The sequence below is a fragment of the Methylopila capsulata genome (assembly GCF_016907975.1).
GTDB lineage: Bacteria > Pseudomonadota > Alphaproteobacteria > Rhizobiales > Methylopilaceae > Methylopila > Methylopila capsulata.
On sequence record NZ_JAFBCY010000001.1, the window covers coordinates 756503 to 779625 of the forward strand.

General features: G+C 69.9%; 18 protein-coding genes. 4 read left to right on the plus strand and 14 right to left on the minus strand.

The genetic code is table 11. The annotated features are described in order from the left end of the window. Positions 1 to 97: 97 nt before the first annotated feature. The 11 genes from JOD31_RS03590 to JOD31_RS03640 all read right to left on the minus strand — a co-directional run bounded on the left by JOD31_RS03590 (position 98) and on the right by JOD31_RS03640 (position 15191). Positions 98 to 2119, minus strand: a complete 2022-nt coding sequence (locus JOD31_RS03590) for an acetyl-CoA carboxylase biotin carboxylase subunit (protein WP_204948915.1) — start codon at positions 2117 to 2119, stop codon at positions 98 to 100. Positions 2120 to 2199: 80 nt separating this feature from the next. Continuing rightward, complete coding sequence (locus JOD31_RS03595) at positions 2200 to 3483, minus strand: glycosyltransferase (RefSeq protein WP_204948916.1); 1284 nt, start codon at positions 3481 to 3483, stop codon at positions 2200 to 2202. A 458-nt stretch (positions 3484 to 3941) separates the two neighbouring features. Continuing rightward, positions 3942 to 4895 carry an acyl-CoA desaturase gene (locus JOD31_RS03600; protein ID WP_204948917.1) on the minus strand — a complete coding sequence of 318 codons (954 nt, stop codon included), beginning with the start codon at positions 4893 to 4895 and terminating at the stop codon, positions 3942 to 3944. A gap of 308 nt (positions 4896 to 5203) precedes the next feature. Continuing rightward, complete coding sequence (locus tag JOD31_RS03605) at positions 5204 to 6730, minus strand: acyl-CoA carboxylase subunit beta (protein WP_204948918.1); 1527 nt, start codon at positions 6728 to 6730, stop codon at positions 5204 to 5206. 99 nt (positions 6731 to 6829) lie between these two features. Then, the gene (locus JOD31_RS03610; protein ID WP_204948919.1) at positions 6830 to 7468 is read right to left on the minus strand and encodes a hypothetical protein; all 639 of its coding nucleotides are present in this window, start codon (positions 7466 to 7468) and stop codon (positions 6830 to 6832) included. Between the two features lie 296 nt (positions 7469 to 7764). After that, on the minus strand, positions 7765 to 8139 hold the full coding sequence (locus JOD31_RS19710; RefSeq protein WP_204948920.1) for a formate dehydrogenase subunit delta: 375 nt from the start codon (positions 8137 to 8139) through the stop codon (positions 7765 to 7767). Between the two features lie 10 nt (positions 8140 to 8149). Beyond that, complete coding sequence (fdhD, locus tag JOD31_RS03620; RefSeq protein WP_204948921.1) at positions 8150 to 8992, minus strand: formate dehydrogenase accessory sulfurtransferase FdhD; 843 nt, start codon at positions 8990 to 8992, stop codon at positions 8150 to 8152. Positions 8993 to 9241: 249 nt separating this feature from the next. Beyond that, positions 9242 to 12082 (minus strand): formate dehydrogenase subunit alpha, encoded by a 2841-nt coding sequence (gene fdhF / locus JOD31_RS03625; RefSeq protein WP_204948922.1) that lies wholly within the window; start codon positions 12080 to 12082, stop codon positions 9242 to 9244. A gap of 10 nt (positions 12083 to 12092) precedes the next feature. Further along, a complete protein-coding gene (locus tag JOD31_RS03630; protein ID WP_204948923.1) occupies positions 12093 to 13652 on the minus strand; it encodes a formate dehydrogenase beta subunit in 1560 nt (519 codons plus the stop codon). Next, a complete protein-coding gene (locus tag JOD31_RS03635; protein WP_024816265.1) occupies positions 13649 to 14152 on the minus strand; it encodes a formate dehydrogenase subunit gamma in 504 nt (167 codons plus the stop codon). The genes JOD31_RS03630 and JOD31_RS03635 overlap by 4 nt, the downstream gene beginning before the upstream one ends. Positions 14153 to 14294: 142 nt before the next feature. Further along, entirely contained in the window at positions 14295 to 15191 is an 897-nt protein-coding gene (locus JOD31_RS03640; protein ID WP_204948924.1) for a LysR family transcriptional regulator, read from the minus strand. A gap of 211 nt (positions 15192 to 15402) precedes the next feature. Here JOD31_RS03640 and JOD31_RS03645 point away from each other — a divergent pair, with 211 nt between their 5' ends. Both JOD31_RS03645 and JOD31_RS03650 read left to right on the plus strand, forming a co-directional pair. Further along, the gene (locus JOD31_RS03645; RefSeq protein WP_204948925.1) at positions 15403 to 17454 is read left to right on the plus strand and encodes a carbon starvation CstA family protein; all 2052 of its coding nucleotides are present in this window, start codon (positions 15403 to 15405) and stop codon (positions 17452 to 17454) included. Positions 17455 to 17458: 4 nt separating this feature from the next. After that, a complete protein-coding gene (locus JOD31_RS03650; RefSeq protein ID WP_020184605.1) occupies positions 17459 to 17695 on the plus strand; it encodes a YbdD/YjiX family protein in 237 nt (78 codons plus the stop codon). 243 nt (positions 17696 to 17938) lie between these two features. Here the strand turns inward: JOD31_RS03650 and ampC are convergent, their stop codons facing one another. The 3 genes from ampC to JOD31_RS03665 form a co-directional block, all read right to left on the minus strand. Then, entirely contained in the window at positions 17939 to 19108 is a 1170-nt protein-coding gene (gene ampC, locus JOD31_RS03655) for a class C beta-lactamase (RefSeq protein WP_204948926.1), read from the minus strand. A gap of 76 nt (positions 19109 to 19184) precedes the next feature. Further along, complete coding sequence (locus JOD31_RS03660) at positions 19185 to 19733, minus strand: formaldehyde-activating enzyme (RefSeq protein WP_020184602.1); 549 nt, start codon at positions 19731 to 19733, stop codon at positions 19185 to 19187. A 31-nt stretch (positions 19734 to 19764) separates the two neighbouring features. Further along, on the minus strand, positions 19765 to 21063 hold the full coding sequence (locus JOD31_RS03665) for an AmpG family muropeptide MFS transporter (RefSeq protein WP_204948927.1): 1299 nt from the start codon (positions 21061 to 21063) through the stop codon (positions 19765 to 19767). 346 nt (positions 21064 to 21409) lie between these two features. Here JOD31_RS03665 and JOD31_RS03670 point away from each other — a divergent pair, with 346 nt between their 5' ends. Together JOD31_RS03670 and ssuC are read left to right on the plus strand one after the other, a co-directional pair. Then, complete coding sequence (locus JOD31_RS03670) at positions 21410 to 22348, plus strand: aliphatic sulfonate ABC transporter substrate-binding protein (protein WP_204949334.1); 939 nt, start codon at positions 21410 to 21412, stop codon at positions 22346 to 22348. Positions 22349 to 22350: 2 nt separating this feature from the next. Beyond that, positions 22351 to 23118 carry an aliphatic sulfonate ABC transporter permease SsuC gene (gene ssuC / locus JOD31_RS03675; RefSeq protein ID WP_204948928.1) on the plus strand — a complete coding sequence of 256 codons (768 nt, stop codon included), beginning with the start codon at positions 22351 to 22353 and terminating at the stop codon, positions 23116 to 23118. Positions 23119 to 23123: the final 5 nt, after the last annotated feature.

A 23123-nucleotide genomic window follows, 5' to 3' on the forward strand; every position in this document is an offset into this window, starting at 1 on the left:
GCGGGCGGCGGGACCGCCGGCAGCCGATCGAGAAGACGGAGCCGATTGCGCAGATGGGCAGGAGCGTCGCGGCGGCTCCTGAACCCCCAGGAGAGCCTCATTCCAGCTCGAGGATCACCGCGTCCACCGCCAGGCTGTCGCCCGGCTTGGCGTTGATCTTGGCGATCTTGCCGTCGCGCTCGGCGCGGAGGACGTTTTCCATCTTCATGGCCTCGACGACGGCGAGGATCTCGCCGGCCTTGACCTCCTGGCCCTCCTCCACCGCGATCGAGACCACGAGCCCCGGCATCGGGCAGAGCAGCAGCTTGGAGGTGTCGGCGACCTGTTTCTCCGGCATCATCGCCAGCAGCTCGGCGATGCGGGCGCCGTGGATGCGGGCGACGACCGAGACGCCGCGGTGGGCGAGGTCCCAGCCCGCGGGCGGGTGCTTGCGCACCTGCACGGAGACCGGCTTGCCGTCGATCTCGCCGCGCCACACCGGCTCGCCCGGCTTCCAGTCGGTCGCCACGCGGTAAACGCGGCCCTCGCCTCCGTCGTCCTCGTCGACCAGGCGCACCGCGACCGCGTCGCCGTCGGGCCGCGTCTCCACCCGGGTGGGCGCGCCGTCGAGCAGGATGGTGCGGAGCATCTCCTTGGTGGCCGCGCCGCGCCGCAGCTGGTGCGAGATCGCGCGCCGGCGCTCCATGGTCAGCCAGTCGATCTGGGCGGCGACGGCGACCAGCGTCGCGGCGATCTCGCCGTCGGGCCTGGCCGGCGCGAAGCCGTCCGGGAACTCCTCGGCGATGAAGCCGGTGGAGAGCCGGCCTTCCTGCCAGCGGGGATGCTCCATGAGGGCGGTGAGGAAGGGAATGTTGTGCTGGATGCCGTCGATCGCGAAGGCGTCCAGCGCGTCCGCCTGCGCCTTGATGGCGGTCAGGCGGTCCGGGCCATGGGTGATGAGCTTCGCGATCATCGGATCGTAGTGGATCGAGATCTCGCCGCCCTCGGTGACGCCGGTGTCGTTGCGCACCGTGATCCCGCCCGCGCTCTCCTCGACCGGCGGCCGGTAGGTCTTCAGCCGGCCGATCGACGGCAGGAAGTTGCGGTAGGGGTCCTCGGCGTAGATGCGGCTCTCCACCGCCCAGCCGGTGAGTTTGACGTCGTCCTGGGTGATGGCGAGCTTCTCGCCGTACGCGACGCGGATCATCTGCTCGACGAGATCGACGCCGGTGACGAGCTCCGTCACGGGGTGCTCCACCTGCAGGCGGGTGTTCATCTCGAGGAAGTAGAACGATTTGTCCTGCCCCGCGACGAACTCCACCGTGCCGGCGGAGTCGTAGCCGACGGCCTTCGCGAGCGCGACCGACTGTTCGCCCATGGCGCGGCGGGTGGCCTCGTCGAGCAGCGGCGACGGGGCCTCCTCGACCACCTTCTGGTTGCGGCGCTGGATCGAGCACTCGCGCTCGCCGAGGTAGACGACGTTGCCGTGCTTGTCGCCCAGCACCTGGATCTCGATGTGGCGCGGGTTGACGATGAACTTCTCGATGAAAACGCGGTCGTCGCCGAACGAGGACTTGGCCTCCGACTTCGACGCGCGGAAGCCCTCCGCCACGTCGTCCGCGGAATAGGCGATCCGCATGCCCTTGCCGCCGCCGCCGGCCGAGGCCTTGATCATCACGGGATAGCCGATCTCGTCGGCGATCCGGACCGCCTCCTCGGTGCTCTCGATCACGCCGAGGTTGCCGGGCACGGTCGAGACGTTGGCCGCGGCCGCCGCCTTCTTCGACTCGATCTTGTCGCCCATGGCTTCGATCGCGTGCGGGTTCGGCCCGATGAACACAATGCCTTCCGCCGCGAGCGCCTCGGCGAAGGCGGCCCGCTCCGACAGGAAGCCGTAGCCGGGGTGCACCGCCTCGGCGCCGGTCTCTTTGCAGGCCGCGATGATCTTCTCGATCACGAGATAGGACTGCGACGCCGGGGCCGGCCCGATGTGCACCGCCTCATCCGCCATCTCGACGTGGAGCGCGTCCTTGTCCGCGTCGGAATAGACCGCGACGGTCGCGATCCCCATGCGGCGCGCCGTCTTGATCACGCGGCAGACGATCTCGCCGCGGTTGGCGATGAGGATTTTCTTGAACATCGAGATCGGGACTCCCGAAGGACCGGCGGGCGAGAACTCGTCACGTTCTTAGGCGCCGCAGCATCGAGCGTCCACACACACTAAGGGCGAACGTCGACCTGCCTTCCCGCGGCGCGCGCGGGGGCGAGGCTCTCGATTTCGTCGCAGAGCCGCCCGAGCGCGCCCGGCCCGTCGCAGGCGGCGGCGACCTCCGCGCAGCGGGCGCGCACCCGTTCCGAGCGCAGCAGCACGCCGAGAAGCCGCGCCGCGCGGCGCTCGTCGAACCAGCCGGTGCGGAACGCCGCGCCGCAGCCGAGCTTCGCCACGCGGATCGCGTGGTCGGCCTGGTCGAAGGCCAGGGGCGCGACGAGCTGGGGCACGCCCGCCGCGAAGGCCTGCGCCATGGTGCCGACGCCGCCGTGGTGGACGATTGCGGCGCAGCGCGGCAGCACCTCCGGCAAGGGCGCGTAGCGCGCGACATGAACGTCCGCGCGCCCCTCCCCGCCGTCCTCGATCGGCGTCTGCGACAGCGCGAGGCAGCGGCGGCCGAGGCGCGCGCAGGCGGCGATCGCGACGCGGTAGAGCCGTTCGGTGTCGCGCCGGGTCGAACCGAAGGTCACCAGCACCGGCGGCTCGCCGGCGGCGAGAAAGGCCTCCAGCGCGGGATCGAGCCCCCTCGCCTTGCCGCCTTCGCGGCCGGCCTCGGGGAAACCGATCTGCACGGTCTGCGCCGGCCAGTCGGGCTGGGCGGGGTGGAACCAGGAGGGAAACATGGCGGCGACCCGCACCGGCGAGTTCCACCAGTAGCGCAGCCGCTGCACCGGCCCGAGCCCGAGCGTGGCGCGAAACGCGTTGAGCCGCGGCAGGACGACCGGGTTGACGAAGTAGGCGTCGGACCCGAGCTGCAGCTCCCACTTCAGCCCGGCATGGAGCCAGCGCGGCATGGGAAGGCCGGGCGTGCGGGGGGCGTCGTGCCGGGTCTGGATCGTGAGCGGCGAGAGGTGCACGGAGATCAGCGGGTCGCCGAAGGCGTCGAAGGCCACCCGCGCGCCGATGGCCAGCGTCGAGCCGACCACGACGGTGTCGCCAGGCCGGCGGCGTTCGGCGACGAAGCGGTAGGTCTCGGGCAGCGACCGCGCCGCCTGCCGGAACAGCCGGCGCGCGCCGCGCCACGGCGTCCAGAACGTCGGATGGCCGAAGCGCTTCTCGTACTCCTCGGCGCTCATGGCGGGCGCGAAGTCGAGGCCCGCGCGCCGCGCCGCGTCGCCGAACGGCGCCGGCGCGCACAGCGCCACCTCGTGGCCACGGCGCGCCAGCTCGGCGCCGGCGGCGATGAAGGGCAGCACGTCGCCATAGGTGCCGATGGCGACGATCAGAACAAGCATACGCGTGACGCCCCAGCCGACCCGACGGTCGTGACGGCGTCACACTACCGCGACCGCGAAGGGATGCGAAGGCCGGCCGCGCAGGAAGCAGCCCCGCGCGCCCCGCGCTCCGTCGCCGCGGCCGGGCGGCCAGGACCGCCGCGCGCGATTGCCGGTGACCGACGGGCCGTCATGCCGGCGAAGCCGGGGATCCATGACCCGGTCATCGCGCGCCGCGCGGACGTCGTGGAGCCCGCGCACAGGCGCGGGCATGACGGGGAGCCCTAGCCGGTCAGGTCCTAGAGCCGCTTCGGTCTCGTTGACGCAGTGAATCCCGCCGTCATTCCGGGCGAAGTCCCGGAAGCCATAAGCCCGCCGGCGGAGACTGATCTCGACCGGCGGGCTTATAGGCCCCGGGACAAGCCCGGGGCGACGGCGGAGCGGGAAACGCCGTCGCGTTCATCTGACGCGAAACCGCCTTAGTCGGCCCGGGCGTTGGGCACGCGCACCACGTTCCACACCAGCCCGAGCTTCTCGAGCCCGGAGATGATGTAGCCGTTGACGTCGATCTCGTACCAGGCGAGGCCGGCGTAGGCGTTGCGCGGGTGCTTGTGGTGGTTGTTGTGCCAGCCGTCGCCGAAGGTCAGCAGCGCAAGGATCCAGTTGTTCTTGGCGTGGCTGTGGTTGTCGAACCGCTCGGAGCCGAAGGTGTGGCCGATCGAGTTCACCGCCAGCACGATGTTGAGGAACAGGAAGGTGCGCAGGAAGCCGCCGACCAGCATGGAGCCGATGCCGTGCTCGAGGCCGCCGAAGGCGTAGCCGAACAGGAACGGCGCGCCGGCCATGGAGACGAAGGCCCAGAACCAGCGGGTGCGGTGGCACCACATGATCACCGGGTCCTGCTGCAGGTCGCGCGCGAAGACGTCGAGGTCGGTCGTAGTGGAGTCCGCCAGCCAACCGATGTGGCTGTGGAACAGGCCCTTCAGCGTGCCCTCGTTGTTGCACAGGCCGTCGACGACGGGGCTGTGCACGTCGCCGCACTGGTCGGCGTGCGCGTGGTGGCGGCGGTGGTCGGCGACCCAGCGCAGCACCGAGCCCTGGCAGCAGAGCTGCGCCAGGATGCCGATCGCGTAGCGCATCGGCGTCGAGGTCTCGAAGCTGCGGTGGGTGAAGTAGCGGTGGTAGCCCATGCCGACGCCGACGTTGATGATCACGTAGCCGACGCCGAGCGAGGTCCACTCGATCCAGGTCATCTCATGCGTGAACATCCACCACACGCCGAACATGGCGCCGAGGCCCATGCCGCCGATCAGCGTGCCGTACTCCAGACGCTTCCAGAGCGCGTCGGGCCCGCCGACCTTGATCCCCGCCTTCGGATGCGACAGCGCGCCCTCGCGGGAGCCTCCGCCGGACGCTGCGTCCAATGCGACCATGATCGTACCTCGCCTCTACCGCCACACGAGCGAGAGACGGGACCGCGCGCCCCCTCGGGGGCGCAGGGCTCGGACGGGAGAGGTCCACGCGCTCGCTCATGGCTAATGAGCCGTTAACGGGGGCGCGAATCGAGTCGAAAGTTAACGATTCGTTAAAATTGGCGAGAATGCGTTGATCAAGCCCCCCCGCCCTCGTTTCAAAGTGGGACGCCGAGGGCCGGCCGCGGGCGGTCCGGAACGTGAAAAGGCCCGCGACCGAACCCCGGCGCGGGCCTTTTTTTCGTCTCGTCGAAACGCTCGATCGCCGCTCAGAGCGGGATGTTGTCGTGCTTCTTCCACGGGTTCTCAAGGCGCTTGCCGCGCAGCATCGCGAGCGCCCGCGCCACCCGGCGGCGGGTCGAGCGGGGCTTGATCACCTCGTCGATGTAGCCGCGCTCGGCCGCGATGAAGGGCGTGAGGAAATGGTCCTCGTACTCCTTCGTCCTGGCGGCGATGCCCTCGGCGTCGGCGCCGCGGAAGATGATCTCGACCGCGCCCTTGGCGCCCATCACGGCGATCTGGGCCGAGGGCCAGGCGTAGTTCACGTCGCCGCGGAGATGCTTCGACGCCATGACGTCGTAGGCGCCGCCGAAGGCCTTGCGGGTGATGACCGTCACCTTCGGCACGGTCGCCTCGGCGTAGGCGAACAGAAGCTTGGCGCCGTGCTTGATCAGGCCGCCGTACTCCTGCGCGGTTCCCGGCAGGAAGCCGGGAACGTCGACGAAGGTCACGATCGGGATCTCGAAGCAGTCGCAGAAGCGGACGAACCGCGCCGCCTTGCGGGAGGCGTCGCTGTCCAGCACGCCGGCCAGCACCATCGGCTGGTTCGCGACGAAGCCCACAGTGCGGCCGTCCATGCGGCCGAAGCCGGTGACGATGTTCTTCGCGAAATCGGCCTGGATCTCGAAGAAGTCGCCCTCGTCGACCGTCTTCAGGATCAGCTCCTTGATGTCGTAGGGCTTGTTCGGGTTGTCCGGGATCAGCGTGTCGAGCGAGGGATCGTAGCGCTCGGGGTCGTCGAAGGACGGCCACTCCGGCGCGCCCTCCTTGTTGTTGCCTGGCAGGAAGTCCATCAGCCGGCGCATCTCGATCAGCGCGTCGACGTCGTTGTCGTAGGCGCCGTCGGCGATCGAGGACTTGGTGGTGTGGACCTTGGCGCCGCCGAGCTCCTCCGAGGTCACCGTCTCGTTGGTGACGGTCTTCACCACGTCCGGTCCGGTGACGAACATGTAGGAGCGGTCGCGGACCATGAAGATGAAGTCGGTCATCGCGGGCGAATAGACGTCGCCGCCGGCGCAGGGGCCCATGATCAGCGAAATCTGCGGGATGACGCCCGAGGCCAGCACGTTGCGCTGGAACACCTCGCCGTAGCCGCCGAGCGCCGCGACGCCCTCCTGGATGCGCGCGCCGCCGGCGTCGAACAGGCCGATGATCGGCGCCCGGTTGCGGATCGCCATGTCCTGGATCTTCAGGATCTTCTGGGCGTGGGTCTCGCTGAGCGAGCCGCCGAACACCGTGAAGTCCTTGGCGAACACGAAGACCTTGCGGCCGTTGACCGTCCCCCAGCCGGTGACCACGCCGTCGCCCGGGATGGTCTGCTTCTCCATGCCGAAGTCATGGGAGCGGTGCTGGACGAACATGTCGTATTCTTCGAACGAGCCGGGATCGAGCAGGATCTCCAGCCGTTCGCGCGCGGTGAGCTTGCCCCGGGCGTGCTGGGCGTCGATCCGCTTCTGGCCGCCGCCGAGCCGGGCGGTCGCCCGGCGCTGCTCGAGCTCCGCTACGATGTCCTTCATGTCCGCCCGAGGCTCCGCCGTCTTGAGGATCGTCAGGACGGCGTACCCCGCGGTCTGTTGCGCCGCAACGTCGACAATGGATCGAGGCGGGCGCCGCCGTCAGCGGGCGGCGGGCGCCTCGACCATCGCCGTCTTCGGCTCCTTGGGCTTTGCGGGAGCCGCCTTCGGCGCGGGCTTCGGAGCCGCGGGAACCGCCGCGGGGCCGGCGGCCGGAGCGGTCTCGACCGGCTCGGCGTAGGGCTGCGCGAACACCTGCTTCGAGACGTCGGTGCCGTAGACCCGCTCGAGCACGTTGCGGGCGAGGCCGTTGGCGAGGGCGCGGTCGACCTCGGCCTTGTTCTGGGTGGCCGCCATCGCCGCGCCGATCACGCCGTTGATGGCGGCGTTGTCCATCGCCGTGACTTCGAACTCGCCGTGCGACTTGCCGCTCTGCGCGTCGCGGACGCTCACGTGCGCCGCGATGTGGTTGGCGTCGCCGATCAGCAGCGACAGCGCCGGGTCCTTGTAGTGCAGGTTGGTGACGGCGACCTGGATGTCCTTCGGCGCGCCCGTGCGGCCGAAGCGGCCCGCCTGCCCGCGCAGGCGCTGGCGCACCACTTCCGCGAGCGTCGTCGAGTTGACCGCCGGACGGACCGTGACGTCGACCTTGTCGACATAGGACGCGCGCTCGACGAGCGGCGGATGATTCACGCAGGCGGCGAGGCCGCTCGCGAGAACGACGGCGGCGAGAGGCGGCATGAGTCGCATCGTGAGTCTCCGGGACCAGATCGCCGCTTATCGCGGACTCCGGCCCCGCAAGGACTCCGTGGAAATGCGTAGAAACACGCGCGAGGAAACGATTGTGACCAAATGGCCACTTTCTGCGGCCCGGGAGGTCGCTCGCCCCGCGGCGTCCCGGACGGGAGCCTGGCGCCCGACGCCCATCCTCGCTTATGCGACGGGCGCAGGCCTCGCGCCTTGCCGCGAGCGCGCCACAAGCCCGGATCCCGGATCAGGTCCGGGACACGGGCGCGGGGCGTCGGGACCCGTCAGGATCAGCCGCGGCCGTTCTCGGTCACTTCGAGCGGCGCCTCGCCCGTGCGCGGCTCGGGCGTCGGCACGCGCTCGGCCTCGCCCCGGGTGGCCTGCTTCCCCTCATGCGCAGCCTTCAGCACCTTGAGCGCCTCCAGCGGCGCCGGCTCGAGGCCCGCCCCGCCCTTGCCCACGTGCTCGAAGATCTCGCTCTTCATCCGCGGGTCCCAGAAGTGCTGGATGTGGTCAACGAGTCCGGGAACGCGCTTGGCTTCGGGCTGGCTGTTGAAGAACCAGCCGATCTGGTTCGCCATGTAGATCAGGCGGTCGAGCGTCGACTTGTGCTCGCGGCCCTCGATCTCGGGGACGCCCGGACGGGCTTCGTGGGCGTGGGCCATGGCGGTTTCCTCAGCTCAGGCGGACGGCGCTCTCCGGCGCCGTGTCCGCGACGATGCGATGGGGGTGGGTGAAGACTTCGAAGCCGTCGCCGCGGGCGATGGCGGCCAGCGTGATCCCGGCCTCCTCCGCCATGCGCACGCCGAGAGCGGTCGGGGCGGAGACCGCCACCACGAGGCCGACGCCGATCACGGCGGCCTTCTGGATCATCTCGACCGAGACGCGGCTGGTCAGCACGATGAAGCCGTTCGCGGCGTCCTCGCCCGTGCGGGCGAGATGGCCGGCGAGCTTGTCGAGCGCGTTGTGGCGGCCGACGTCCTCGCGCGCGGCGACGAGCCCCTGTCCCGGCCGGTAGAAGCCGGCGCCATGGACCGCGCGGGTGGCGAAGTTCAGGGTCTGCGCCCGCGACAGCGCCTCGAGCGCCTCGTGCACGTCTGTCGCCGTGAAGATCGCCTCGGCGGAGACCCGGCGCGCGGGCTTCACCGCCTGTTCCAGGCTGTCGATGCCGCAGAGGCCGCAGCCCGTCGGTCCCGCGAGGCTCCGGCGGCGGGCGCTGAGCGAGCGCGACAGGTCCTTCGCGAGCCACATGCGCGCTTCCAGCCCGATGCCTTGGTCCACGACCTCGAGGCTCTCGATCTCGGCGGCGGACCCGACGATGCCCTCGGTCAGGCTGAAGCCGACGGCGAAGTCCTCGACGTCGGTCGGCGAGGCCATCATCACCGCCTGCGTGCCGCCGTCATAGACCAGCGCGATCGGCGTTTCCGCCGGCGTCGCCCGCTCCGACGTCTCGCGCACGGTCCCGTCGCGCCAGACGGCGCGGGAGAGGCGGACGATGGGGGGCGGAACGGTGGTCATGTCGGAGAGGATTGGGCTCCTGGTCAAAACATCAAGCGCGTCATGGTCCGGCTTGACCGGACCATCCACGTCCGACGTGGAGCTCGACGCCGACGATGGGTCCTCCGGTCACGCCGGAGGACGACGCGCCTCAGTCCTCACCGCGCAAGCGACGCGTGCTGGTTCCGGAAGACGATCCCGGATCGACGGCTTCCGCCGTCGTCCGGGATGACGTGTGTCGTCGGGCGGCGGCCCGCCCGGCGGACGCTCTTACTCCGCCGCCACCGGCAGGATCCGGCGGCTGAGGTCGGAGTGCTCTTCGTAGCCCTCCTGCCAGGCGCTCGGGCCGTTCGAAGGCGACACCTGCACCGCCGTCACCTTGTACTCGGGGCAGTTGGTCGCCCAGTCCGAGAAGTCGGTGGTGATGACGTTCGCCTGCGTGTTCGGGTGATGGAACGTGGTGTAGACCACGCCCGGCGCGACGCGGTCGGTGATCAGAGCCCGGAGGCTCGTCTCGCCGGCGCGGCTGCGCAGCGCCACCCAGTCGCCGTCGCGCACGCCGCGATCCTCGGCGTCCACCGGGTGCATCTCCAGGCGGTCCTCCTCGTGCCAGCGCGAGTTCTCCGTGCGGCGGGTCTGCGCGCCGACGTTGTACTGGCTGAGGATGCGGCCGGTGGTGAGGAGCAGCGGGAACCGCGGCCCCACCTTCTCGTCGGTACCGACGTACTCGGTGATGACGAAGTTGCCCTTGCCGCGCACGAAGTGGCCGATGTGCATGATCGGCGTGCCGTCCGGCGCCTCCTCGTTGCACGGCCACTGGATCGAGCCCTTCTGCTCGAGCGCCGCGAACGAGACGCCCGCGAAGCTCGGGGTCGAGGCCGCGATCTCGTCCATGATCTCGGACGGGTGGCTGTAGTCCATCTCGTAGCCCATCGCCTTGGCGATGAGCAGCGTCACCTCCCAGTCGGCGTAGACCGCCTTGGGGGCCATCACCTTGCGCACCCGCTGGATGCGGCGCTCGGCGTTGGTGAAGGTGCCGTCCTTCTCGAGGAACGAGGAGCCCGGCAGGAAGATGTGGGCGTAGTTCGCGGTCTCGTTCAGGAACAGGTCCTGCACCACCACGCACTCCATGGCCGCGAGGCCGGAAGTGACGTGATAGGTGTCCGGATCGGACTGGGCGATGTCCTCGCCCTGCACGTAGAGGCCCTTGAACGTGCCGTCGACGGCCGCGTCCAGCATGTTCGGGATGCGCAGGCCCGGCTCCGGGTCCAGCGGCACGCCCCACAGCGTCTCGAACATCTCGCGCACGCCGTCCTCGGAGACGTGGCGATAGCCCGGGTACTCGTGCGGGAACGAGCCCATGTCGCACGAGCCCTGCACGTTGTTCTGGCCGCGCAGCGGGTTCACGCCGACGCCGCGCCGGCCGATGTTGCCGGTCGCCATCGCGAGGTTCGCGATCGCCATGACGGTGGTCGAGCCCTGGCTGTGCTCGGTGACGCCGAGACCGTAGTAGATCGCCGCGTCGCCGCCGGTGGCGTAGAGCCGCGCCGCGCCGCGCACCATGTTCGCCGGCACGCCGGTGGTGCTTTCGGTGGCCTCGGGCGAATGCCGCTCCTCGGACACGAACGCCGCCCAGTCCTGGAAGGTCTCCAGGTCGCCGCGCTCGCGGACGAAGGCCTCGTCGATCAGGCCCTCGGTGACGATGACGTGGGCCATCGCCGTGACCAGCGCGACGTTGGTGCCGGGCTTCAGCGGCAGGTGGTAGTCCGCGCGGATGTGCGGGCTCTTCACCAGGTCGATCCGGCGCGGGTCCGCCACGATCAGCCGGGCGCCGTCGCGCAGCCGCTTCTTCATGCGGCTCGCGAACACCGGGTGGCCGTCGGTCGGGTTGGCGCCGATGACGAAGATCACGTCGCTGTCGTCGACCGAGTCGAAGTCCTGCGTGCCGGCCGAGGTGCCGTAGGTCGTCTTCAGGCCGTAGCCGGTCGGCGAGTGGCAGACGCGGGCGCAGGTGTCGACGTTGTTGTTGCCGAAGCCGGCGCGGACCAGCTTCTGGACGAGGTAGGTCTCCTCGTTGGTGCAGCGCGAGGAGGTGATGCCGCCGATCGACGAGCGGCCGTACTTGCCCTGGATGCGCTTGAACTCGGAGGCGGTGTATTCGATCGCCTCCTCCCACGACACTTCACGCCACGGATCGGTGATCTTGGCGCGGATCATCGGCTTGAGGATGCGCTCCTTGTGGCTGGCGTAGCCGTAGGCGAAGCGGCCCTTGACGCAGGAGTGGCCGTGGTTCGCCTTGCCGTCCTTCCAGGGGACCATGCGCACGAGCTCGTCGCCGCGCATCTCGGCCTTGAAGGAGCAGCCGACGCCGCAATAGGCGCAGGTGGTCACGACGGAGTGCTCCGGCGTGCCGATCTCGATGACCGACTTCTCCTGCAGGGTCGCGGTCGGGCAGGCCTGCACGCAGGCGCCGCAGGACACGCACTCCGACTGCAGGAACGGCTCGTTCATGCCGGCCGACACGCGGCTCTCGAAGCCGCGGCCCGAGATCGTCAGCGCGAAGGTGCCCTGCACCTCCTCGCAGGCCCGGACGCAGCGCGAGCAGACGATGCACTTCGACGGGTCGTAGGTGAAGTAGGGGTTCGACTCGTCCTTCTTGGAGACGAGGTGGTTGTCGCCCTCGTAGCCGTAGCGCACCTCGCGCAGGCCGACGACGCCCGCCTGCTCCTGCAGTTCGCAGTCGCCGTTGGCGGCGCAGGTGAGGCAGTCGAGCGGGTGATCGGAGATGTAGAGCTCCATCACGCCCTTGCGGAGCTGCTTCAGCCGCGGGGTCTGGGTCTTCACCACCAGGCCGTCCATCGCGGGCGTGGTGCAGGACGCGGGCGTGCCGCCGCGGCCCTCGATCTCGACGAGGCACAGGCGGCAGGAGCCGTAGGCCTCGACGCTGTCGGTGGCGCAGAGCTTCGGAATGGCGTTTCCGGCCTCCATCGCGGCGCGCATGATCGAGGTGCCTTCGGGCACCGTGATCTTTTCGCCGTCGATGGTGAGAGTCACCATCTTCTCGGACTTGGAGAGCGGCGTGCCGTAGTCGGTCTCATGGACGAGGGACATCAGTTCCTCCTCACTCGGCAGCCATCGGCACGGAGCCGCGGCCGAAATCTTCGGGGAAATGGGTGAGCGCGCTCATCACGGGATAGGGAGTGAAGCCGCCGAGAGCGCACAGCGAGCCGAACTTCATCGTGTTGGACAGGTCTTCCAGGATCGTCAGGTTCTTCTCGCGCTCGACGCCGGCGATGATCTTGTCCATCACCTCGACGCCGCGGGTGGAGCCGATGCGGCAGGGCGTGCACTTGCCGCAGCTCTCGACCGAGCAGAACTCCATCGCGAAGCGGGCCTGCTTGGCCATGTCGACGCTGTCGTCGAAGATCACGATCCCGCCGTGGCCGATCAGGCCGTCCTTCTTGGCGAAGGCCTCGTAGTCGAACGGCGTGTCGAACAGCTCGCGCGGGAAGTAGGCGCCGAGCGGGCCGCCGACCTGCACCGCGCGCACCGGGCGGCCGGTGAACGTGCCGCCGCCGACCTCCTCGACCAGTTCGCCCAGCGTGACGCCGAACGCGATCTCGTAGAGGCCGCCGTGCTTGACGTTGCCGGCGAGCTGGATCGGCATGGTGCCGCGCGAGCGGCCGAAGCCGACGTCGGCGTAGGCCTTGGCGCCCTCGGCCATGATGAAGGGGACGGAGGCCAGCGAGATGACGTTGTTGATCACCGTCGGCTTGCCGAACAGGCCCTTGTGGGCCGGCAGCGGCGGCTTGGCGCGGACGAGGCCGCGGCGGCCTTCGAGGCTTTCCAGCAGCGAGGTCTCCTCGCCGCAGACGTAGGCCCCGGCCCCGACGCGGATCTCCATGTCGAAGTCGTACTCGGAGCCCGCGATGCGGGAGCCGAGGTAGCCGGCCTTGCGCGCCGCGGCGACCGCCTTGTTCATGGCGGCGACGGCGTGCGGATACTCGGAGCGGCAGTAGACGTAGCCCTTGTCCGCGCCCACCGCGACGCCGGCGATGGTCATGCCCTCGATCAGCTGGAAGGGGTCGCCCTCCATGATCATCCGGTCGGCGAAGGTGCCGCTGTCGCCCTCGTCGGCGTTGCAGACGATGTACTTCTTGCCCGGCGCGCAGGCGGCGACGGTGCGCCACTTGATGCCGGTCGGGAAGCCCGCGCCGCCGCGGCCGCGCAGGCCGCTCTCGAACACCTGCTCGACGGTCTCGGACGGGCCGATCGCGATGGCGCGCTCGAGGCCCTTGTAGCCGCCGTGGGCGAGATAGTCGTCGAGCGAGACCGGGTCGGTGAGGCCGACGCGCTTGAAGGTGAAGCGCTCCTGCTTGGCGAAGAACGGGATCTTCTCGACGTTGTCGAGGTAGAGCGGACCGCCCCGCCCTTCGAGCAGCCCGCCGTCGATCAGCGCGTCGACGTCGCGCGGCTTGACCGGGCCGTAGCCGACGCGGCGGCCGAAGGGGGTCACGACCTCGACCAGCGGCTCGAGCCAGAACATGCCGCGCGAGCCGTTGCGGACGATCTGTACGTCCAGGCCCCGCGCCGCGAAGGCGTCGGCGAAGGCCTTCGCGACCTTGTCGGCGCCGAGCGCGACAGCCGCGGCGTCGCAGGGAACGTAAATGCGGGCCGTCATGAGCGCACCTCCGCGGCGATCTCGTCGATCGCCTCGTCGTCCAGCCGGCCGATCAGGCGGCCGTTCACCATGGCCGCCGGCGCGCAGGCGCAGAGGCCCAGGCAATAGATGGGTTCGAGCGTGACCTGCCCGTCGGCGCGGGTCTCGCCATAGGCGCAGTCCAGCGCCTCGCCGACCTTCGCGGACGTGACGTGGCCGCCGGCGGCCTGGCAGGCCTCGGCGACGCAGATCTTGACGACGTGCTTGCCGGCCGGCTCGTGCCGGAAATCATGGTAGAAGGTGAAGGTGCCGTGCACCTCGGCGCGCGACAGGTTCATCGCGTCGGCGATCAGCGGGATCGCATCCTGCGGCACGTAGCCGAAGGTCTCCTGCAGGGCGTGCAGGATGGGCAGCGTCGCTCCTTCGAGCGGCAGGTGGTCCGCGATGATCTCGCGTCCTCGGGTCGGCGACCACGCTTCGTGCGCATGGCGCGATCCTGAGACGATATGACCCGTCGTCATGGTCCGCGCATCCTCCATATTGAATTCTTGTTGTTCTAAAGAGTGGGTCCTTCTCCCTCCCGCATCAATGGGCGTGTTCCGTTACGCGATAGAACATATCTATCGTGCAGGTGGATCTTCGCGTCAAAAAGAGGGTATTCGGCTACACTGACGCGAGGCGCGCCGCGAGCGCTTTCGCCGTGGCCACCAAGGCGGTGGTGGCCGGCGTGGTCGGGTCGCGATGCGGCACCACCAGCCCCACCGTGTGCACGACCTCCGGGTCGACGATCGGGATCGACCGGATGTTCGGCGGCAGGCCCATGACGTCCGTGAAGCTCTGCTGCAGCACGCTCGACCAGGCGCCGGTGCGGACATGGCTGAGCAGCACGACCGTGTCGTTCGATTCGAGCGTCGGCGAAGGCGAGGCGCCCGCCTCGCGCAGCAGCGTCTCCACGATCCGGCGGTTCTGCATGTCCGGCGTCAGCAGGCAGAGCGGCAGCCGGCCGACGTCCCGCCAGGTGACCGTCTCCTGCGCGCCGAACTCGCCGTCGGCGGCGGTGATGAGGCGGTAGCCCTCCCGCCAGATCGGCGTGACGGACACCCGGCCCAGCGGCTCGTTGTCGAGATAGGTGATGCCGGCATCGACCTCGAGATTGTCGAGCGCGGCGCCGATGTCGAGCGAGGTGCTGCTCAAAATCGTGAAGCGGACGTCGGGGTGCTGCGCGCGGTAGGGCGTGGTGAGCTGCGCCACCATCGGCAGCGCGGTCGGGATCACCGCGATCCGCAGATGCCCGACGACCCCGCGCTTCAGCGCGTCGATGTCCTGGCGCATGGCGCGGGCGTCGCCGACGATCCGGCGCGCCCATTCCAGCGCGCGCTGGCCCTCGGGGGTGAAGCCGTGGAAGCGCGAGCCGCGCTCGACCAGGCGCACGCCGAGGGCGTCCTCGAGCTGTTTCACCCCGGCCGACAGCGTGGGCTGAGTCACGCCGCAGGTCTCGGCCGCGCGACCGAAGTGCCGCTCCTGTGCGAGGGCGAGGAGAAAGTCCAGCTTGTCGAGCATCGCATGTCCACGTCGCGGCCGTCTCGGCGTCCGCGAGCGGGATCATAGCCTTACGCGGGGAAGCGCGCACGCGTCTTGAACGCGATCGGATATTTCGTCACGCGCCTGTCAGTCGACCGTTTACCTTCATCGACGGATGGGCTTATGGAAGAACGTAAGCGGGCGGAACAATTGAAAAGATGGCGCCCGCGGCTTGGCCGGGAGGGCCCCGATGACAGCCATACGTTCCCATGCACCCTGGATAGCGCTCGCCCTGATCGGCGCCTTTGCGCTCGGCACCGTCGCGCTCCACCGCGGCGAATCGATCGGCGCGCTCTGGATCGTCGTCGCGGCGGTCTGCAGCTACCTCGTCGCCTACCGCTATTACGGCCTGTTCATCGCGAACAAGGTGCTGCGGCTCGATTCCCGATACGCGACGCCGGCGACCCGTCTGAACGACGGGCTCGACTACGTTCCGACCAACAAATACGTGCTGTTCGGCCACCATTTCGCGGCCATCGCCGGCGCGGGCCCGCTGGTCGGCCCCGTGCTCGCGGCGCAGATGGGCTACCTGCCCGGCACGCTGTGGATCATCGTCGGCGTCGTGTTCGCCGGCGCGGTGCAGGACTTCATCGTCCTGTTCCTCTCGACCCGCCGGGACGGCCGCTCGCTCGGCGACATCATCCGCCAGGAGATGGGGCAGACCGCGGGCATGATCGCGCAGATCGGCATCCTGCTGATCATGGTGATCCTGCTGGCGGTGCTCGCGCTCGTGGTCGTGAAGGCGCTGGTGGGCTCGCCCTGGGGCATGTTCACCGTGGCGGCGACGATCCCGATCGCGCTGTTCATGGGGCTCTACGGGCGCTACCTGCGCCCCGGCCACGTCGGCGAGATCTCCGTCATCGGCGTCGTGCTGCTGATGGCCTCGATCGTCTACGGCCAGCACGTGGCGGAAAGCCCGACGCTCGCGCCGCTGTTCACCTTCAAGGGCGAGGCCATCGCCCTGATGATCATCGGCTACGGCTTCGTGGCCTCGGTGATCCCGGTGTGGCTGCTGCTCGCGCCGCGCGACTACCTCTCGACCTTCCTGAAGATCGGCGCGGTCGTGGGTCTCGCCATCGGCATCCTCGTGGTGATGCCGGACGTGAAGATGCCGGCGGTCACCAAGTTCATCGACGGCACCGGCCCGGTGTTCGCCGGCTCGCTGTTCCCCTTCCTGTTCATCACCATCGCCTGCGGCGCCGTCTCGGGCTTCCACGCGCTGATCGCCTCCGGCACGACGCCGAAGCTGATCGAGAACGAGACCCAGGCCCGCTTCATCGGCTACGGCGCGATGCTCACCGAGAGCTTCGTCGCCATCATGGCGCTGATCGCGGCCTCGGTGCTCGACCCCGGCATCTACTTCGCCATGAACAGCCCGGCCGCGCTGATCGGCACGACGCCGGAAAGCGCCGCCGCCGCCGTCTCGGCCTGGGGCTTCGTCGTGACGCCCGCCGACCTGACGCTGATCGCCCAGCAGGTGGGCGAGAGCACCATCCTGTCGCGCGCCGGCGGCGCGCCGACGCTCGCCGTCGGCATGTCGCACATCCTCTCGCAGCTCATCGGCGGCGAGGCGCTGATGGCGTTCTGGTACCACTTCGCCATCCTGTTCGAGGCCCTGTTCATCCTGACCACGGTCGACGCCGGCACGCGCGTCTGCCGCTTCATGATCCAGGACCTCGTCGGCAACGCCGTGCCGTCCTTCCGGGACACCAAGTCGTGGACGGCGAACGTGATCGCCACGGCGATCGCGGTGACGGCCTGGGGCTACTTCCTCTACCAGGGCGTCATCGATCCGCTCGGCGGCATCAACACGCTGTGGCCGCTGTTCGGCATCTCCAACCAGATGCTGGCGGCGATCGCCCTGATGCTGTGCACGGTCGCGCTGTTCAAGATGAAGCGGCAGCGCTACGCCTGGGTCACGATCGCCCCGACGGTGTGGCTGCTGATCTGCACGCTCACCGCGGGCGCCGAGAAGCTGTTCCACCCCTCGCCCGCCATCGGCTTCCTGGCGCACGCCCGGAAGTTCGGCGACGCGGCGGCCGCGGGCCAGATTCTGGCCCCGGCGAAGACGGTGGAGCAGATGGGCCGCATCGTGTTCAACGACTACGTCAACGCCGGTCTCACCATCGCCTTCATGTCGGTGGTGATCGCCATGGTGTTCTTCGGGCTGAAGTGGATCTTCATCGCCCTGAAGTCCGACGGCGTCACCGCCAACGACGCGCACGTCGCGCCGGCGGAGTGAACCGATGCGCCAGGCGCTGCAGTCCGTCCGCCTCAAGCTCGACCCGCTGGTCTGCGCCTGCCGGGCGGCGCGGGAGACCGCGCATCTGATGGTCGGGGTGCCGGACTACGATCGCTACGTCGCCCACATCCGGGCGACCCATCCGGAGACGGAGCCGATGACCCGCTCCGCCTTCTTCCGGGACGCCACCGACCGCCGCTACGGCGGCGGCGGGCGGACCGGGGTGATGCGCTGCTGCTGACGGCCGCGCGCTGACGATCGGGCGGCGGACCGGGGTCTCTCCCGGCCCGCCGTTCTTTGGCTTGCGCCGCCGGCGGCCTCGGGGACCGCGCCTCACGCTCCGCCGTCGCCCCGGGCTTGTCCCGTGGCCCATACCCACGCCGCTCGAGGTTGTCCTGCGCTGGCGGGATGATGGGTTCCGGGGCAAGCCCGGAACGACGGCGGGATTCCGGGATTCATGGCGTCAAGGAGCGCCCGATCGCGCTCAGGGCGCGACGGCGCCGAGCGCGGACAGGATGCGGTGGGCCGCGGCCACGCGGGCGGGGATCGGGTAGTTCCGGTTCGCCAGCAGCGCCACGCCAACCCCCTGCGAGGGCGCGAAGACGACATAGGCGCCGAAGCCTTTGGTCGAGCCGGTCTTGTCGAACAGGGCGCCCGGCTCGGGAGGCCGCGGCGGATCGAGCCGGCGCACCGGCTGCGGCTCGAGAATGATCTCCCGCGCGTTCGCCGCCTGCAGGCGCTCGAGCGTCGCCGGAGGGGCGATCATCTCCCATCCGAGCCCCTGGACCATGGGGCCGACGTCGAAGTGGCCGAGATGGGTGTCGGCGATCGCCCGACGCAGGGCGTCGTCCAGATCTGCGCCGTTGATGTTCGCGGCGACGAAGCGGATCAGGTCGGAGGCGGTCGTCTTGATCCCGTAGGTCTCGGCGTCGAGCATGCCCGGCCTCACCCGCACCGCCGCGCCGTCTCCGACGTAGCCCCAGGCGTAGTCGGCCATGCGCGCGGCGGGGACCCGCAGGAAGGTGTTTTTCAGGCCGAGCGGCGCGAAGATCGCCTCCGGCATGACCGCCTCGAACGGACGCCCGAGACTGCGCGCCGCGATGTGGCCGAACAGGCCGATGCTCGGGTTGGAGTAGAGCCGCCGCGCGCCCGGCGGAAACGCGGGACGCCAGCCGCGGTAGAAGGCGATCATCGCCTCGGGGGCGTCGACCGCGCCCGGAAACTGCAGCGGGAGGCCGCCGGCCGCGTAGGTCGCGAGGTCGAGCAGGCTGATCCGGTCGAAGCCCGTGCCGGCGAGCGCCGGCAGCCGATCGCTCGCCATGTCCGACAGCGCGAGCGCGCCGCGCGCCTGCGCGTAGGCTCCAAGGGTCGCGGTGAAGGTCTTGCTGACGGAGCCGACCTCGAACAGCGTGTCGGCCGTCACCTTGCGGCCGTCCGCCCTGGACGCGACGCCGTAGGCGAAGACGCGCCTCTCGCCGCGGACGACGATCCCGACCGCCATGCCGGGCACGTCGTGCTCGGCCATCAGCGCGCGGATGGTGTCGCCGACAATGCGCGCGAGCGGGTCCTCGTCGGCGCCGGCGCTCGCGCTTCCAAGACAGAAGACGGCGGCGACCGTCGCGAGACGCCGCGCCGCCCGGGCGAGGACGCGCATCGGAACCTCCTGCAACTCGGACCGCAACGATGGCGCGGGAGGGAAGAACGCGCCTCCCCTCCCGCGCGGTTCGGACTCAGACCTTACCGTCGAGGCCCATCTGGTAGTACTTGTGAGTGATCCGCTCCTGGTTCTCCAGCAGCCAGTCGATGGTCGGCTCGTTCGACATGGCCTTCCGGATCGCCTGGGTCATGCCCTTGCGGTGGATGTCGAACAGGACCTTGTGGTCGAGGTTCTCGACGTCGACGATGGTGGGCGCGAGCCAGACCGAGCAGATGATGCCGAGGTCGTTGGCCTTCTCCTTCGGGATCAGCCCCTCGCGCACGGCGTCGAGCACGCCGTTCGCGATCGCGAACTGCACCGTGCCCATCAGGATGTTGGTGTAGCGCGGGTTGTCGACGGTGACCTTGGAGACGCAGAGCGTCACGGGCCGCACCATGATGTCGGTGTTCAGCAGCGCGAACACGCGGGTGTGGCCGGCGACCTGGTCGCCCGTCAGGGTCGCGAGCGCCGTGCCGACCGGACCGTCGAGTTCGCCGATGACGACTTCGGGCTCGGCCGCGGTGCCGGGAGGCCCGCCGGCGACGAGCGCCTCGCCGGCGCGCAGGACGATGCGGTTGGACATGAACGTCTCCTTTTAGATCCTTCAGGCGCGATCAGGACGCGGCGTCGGCCGCCGCAGTCCGCGGGGCCCTGCTTTCGCGCGGAAGCCACAGGCAAAGCAAGAGCGCGGGCAGGCCCGTGAGGAAGGTGATGACGAAGTAGGGTCCGTAGCCGAGCGCCGCGACCCCGAAGCCGGAGCCGCCGGCGAGCAGGTGGCCCGGAAGCGCGTAGATCGAGCTCAGCACGGCGTAGCGGGTGGCGGAGAACTCGGAGGCCGCAAGCTTCGACATGAAGGCGATCAGCGCGGTGCCCGCGACCGCGGAGGCCACGTTGTCGAAGCTGATGGTGGCGGTGAGCATCGCCATGCTGTGCCCGGAGGCCGAGAGCGCCGTGTAGAACAGGTTGGTCGCGGCCGAGGCGACGATGCCGACGATCAGCACCGTCCGCACGCTGAAGCTCTTCAGCAGGAAGCCGCCGAGAAAGGCGCCCGCGATGCCGAGGATGACGCCGAAGATCTTGGTGACGTTGGCGATCTCGGGGTTGGTGAAGCCGAGGTCCTTGTAGAGCGGCGACGACATCACGTTGGCGAGCTGGTCCGGCACCCGGTAGAGCCCGATCAGCGCGAGCGTCGTGAGCGGCGTGGCCGCGACCAGCGCGACCAGGTCGCGCAGCGGCGCGGCCAGCGCCGAGCCGGCGCTCGTGGGCTCAGGCCGCGCGGCGTCCCGGTCGGTCGAGGGAATGATGGTCAGCGTCAGGCACGCGACCAGCGCCATGACCGCCGCCATCCCGCCATAGGCGCCGATCCAGCCGAACCCGGTGGCGAGGTAGAGCGCGCCGGCGCCGGCGGTGAGCATCGCCATTCGGTAGCCGAGCTGGTAGGCCGCGACCAGCAGGCCCTGCTCGTCCGGCCCCGCCGCCTCGACGCGCCAGCCGTCCACGGCCGCGTCCTGGGTGGCGGAGGCGGCGGCGGTCGCGAAGCAGCCGACGGCGGCGAGCGCGAGGTTGGCCGCGGGGTCGCCGAAGGCCATGGCGGCGAGGCCGGCCGCGACGCAGACCTGCGCCGCGAAGATCCACGCCCGCCGCCGCCCCAGCGCCCGGCCGAGCGGCCCGAGGCTGTAGGCGTCCATGGCCGGCGCGATCAGGAACTTCAGGCTGTAGGCGATGCTCGCCCAGGACAGCAGGCCGATGACCTGCACGCTGACGCCCGATTCCCGCAGCCAGAACGCGAAGGTGCTTCCGACCAGCAGCAACGGCAGGCCGGAGGCGTAGCCGAGCACGCCCGACGAGAAGCGCTTCAGGCCGAAGCCGGCGGACCGGGACGGCGCAGGGACGGCGGGCGGCGGATTGGGCACGGACGACCTCCCTGGCCGAGCAATGTCGCGGGGCGCGCTCCCGGCGGCGATTCGCGGCCGGGAGCGCGTGGCCTCCTTCCTAACCCATCCCTGCGCGCCCGCGCGCCCGCCATCCGTCGCACGCGGTTCACAGGCCGCGGAGGTGGTCCGCGGATTTAATGTTGACATGTTCTATGGAATGTATGGGTATATCTCGGTGGCGGCGACGATCGCGGCCGACCGACCCACGCCGAGGCCCCGATCCGATGTGCTGTCGACCTTCGCGCTGACCGACGTTCCCGCCTGAAACGCCGCCGTCCGTATCGAGCGCTCCGTCGCTCCGGACATGAAACCCGAGATTAACCGCATGTTAACCCGCCGCACCGCGCTCGGAGCGCTCGCCGCCGCATCCGCCGCCCCCTTCGCCCGCCCCGCGCGCGCCGACGCGAAGACGATCCGGATCGGCCTGCAGAAGAACGGCGTCTTCCTGATCGCCAAGACCCGCCGCGCTCTGGAAGAGCGGTTCGCGGCCGAGGGCGTGACGATCGAATGGCTCGAGTTCACCTTCGGCCCGCCGCTGCTGGAGGCGCTGAACGTCGGCTCGATCGACGTCGGAACCACCGGCGACGCCCCCCCGATCTTCGCCCAGGCCGCCCGCGCGCGCTTCGTCTACGCCGCGACCTATCCCGCCTCCGGCGCCGCGATCCTCGTCCCGAAGGACTCGCCGCTCCGTTCCGTCGCCGAGCTCAAGGGCAAGCGGATCGCGATCCCGAAGGGCTCCAGCGCCCACAACGTCGCGGTTCAGCTGATTGAAAAGGCTGGCCTTTCGTTCGACGACGTGACGGCCGCCTACCTGCCGCCCGCCGACGGCCAGGCCGCCTTCTCCCGCGGGGCGGTCGACGCCTGGGCGGTGTGGGACCCGTTCTTCGCCATCGCCGAGCAGACGCTCGGCGCCCGCGTGCTCGCCTCCAGCGCCGACGCCGGCCCCCAGAACGGCTTCACCCTCGCCAACCGCGGCTTCGCGACCGAGAACCCCTCGCTGCTGAAGGCGGTGATCGAGGAGTTCGCCTGCGTCGGGACCTGGGCCGACGCCCACAAGGACGAGGTGGCCGATCTCTTCGCCGCCGCCACCAAGACCCCGGTCGAGGCGCAGCGCCGCGCCCAGACCCGCACCGGCTACGCCGTGAGGCCGATCACCCCCGACATCGTCGCGACCCAGCAGGCCAACGCCGACCGCTTCCACCGCCTGGGGCTGATCCCCACGCCGGTGGTCGTCGCCGACGCGGTCTGGACCGCGGGAGCCTGACCATGCGCTTCGACGCCAAGAACCTCCTGGCCTTCGTCATTCCGGTCGGGCTCATCGTGGTGTGGCAGGGCCTCTCCCTACTCGGCGAGGTGCCGCCCGAAGTGCTGCCGGCGCCGACCGACGTGGTGGCGGCCGGCTGGCGGCTCGGCGCCTCCGGCGAGCTCTGGAGCAACATCGCCATCAGCGCCTGGCGCGCCGGCGTCGGCTTCCTGATCGGCGGCGGCATAGGCTTCGCCTTCGGTCTCGCCAACGGCCTGTCCAAGCTCTCCGAGCGGCTGACCGACCCGACCCTGCAGATGATCCGGACCATCCCGCACCTCGCGATGATCCCGCTCGTCATCCTGTGGTTCGGCATCGACGAGACCGCCAAGATCTTCCTCGTGGCGCTCGGCGTGTCGTTTCCGATCTACCTCAACACCTTGCACGGCGTGCGCACGGTGGACGCCCAGCTGGTCGAGATGGGCCGCGCCTACGGCATGACGAGCCGCGAGCTGTTCTTCCGCGTGGTGCTGCTGGGCGCCCTGCCCTCGATCTTCGTCGGCCTGCGCTACGCCCTCGGCATCATGTGGCTGACGCTGATCGTCGCCGAGACGATCTCGGCCTCCTCGGGCCTCGGCTACATGGCGATGAACGCCCGCGAGTTCATGCTGGTCGACGTCGTTGTGCTGTCGATCGTGATCTACGCCCTGCTCGGAAAGCTCGCCGACAGCGTCGCCCGCTGGCTGGAGCGCGCGACCCTCTCCTGGCACCCCGCCTACCTCGCCCGCTGAAGGAC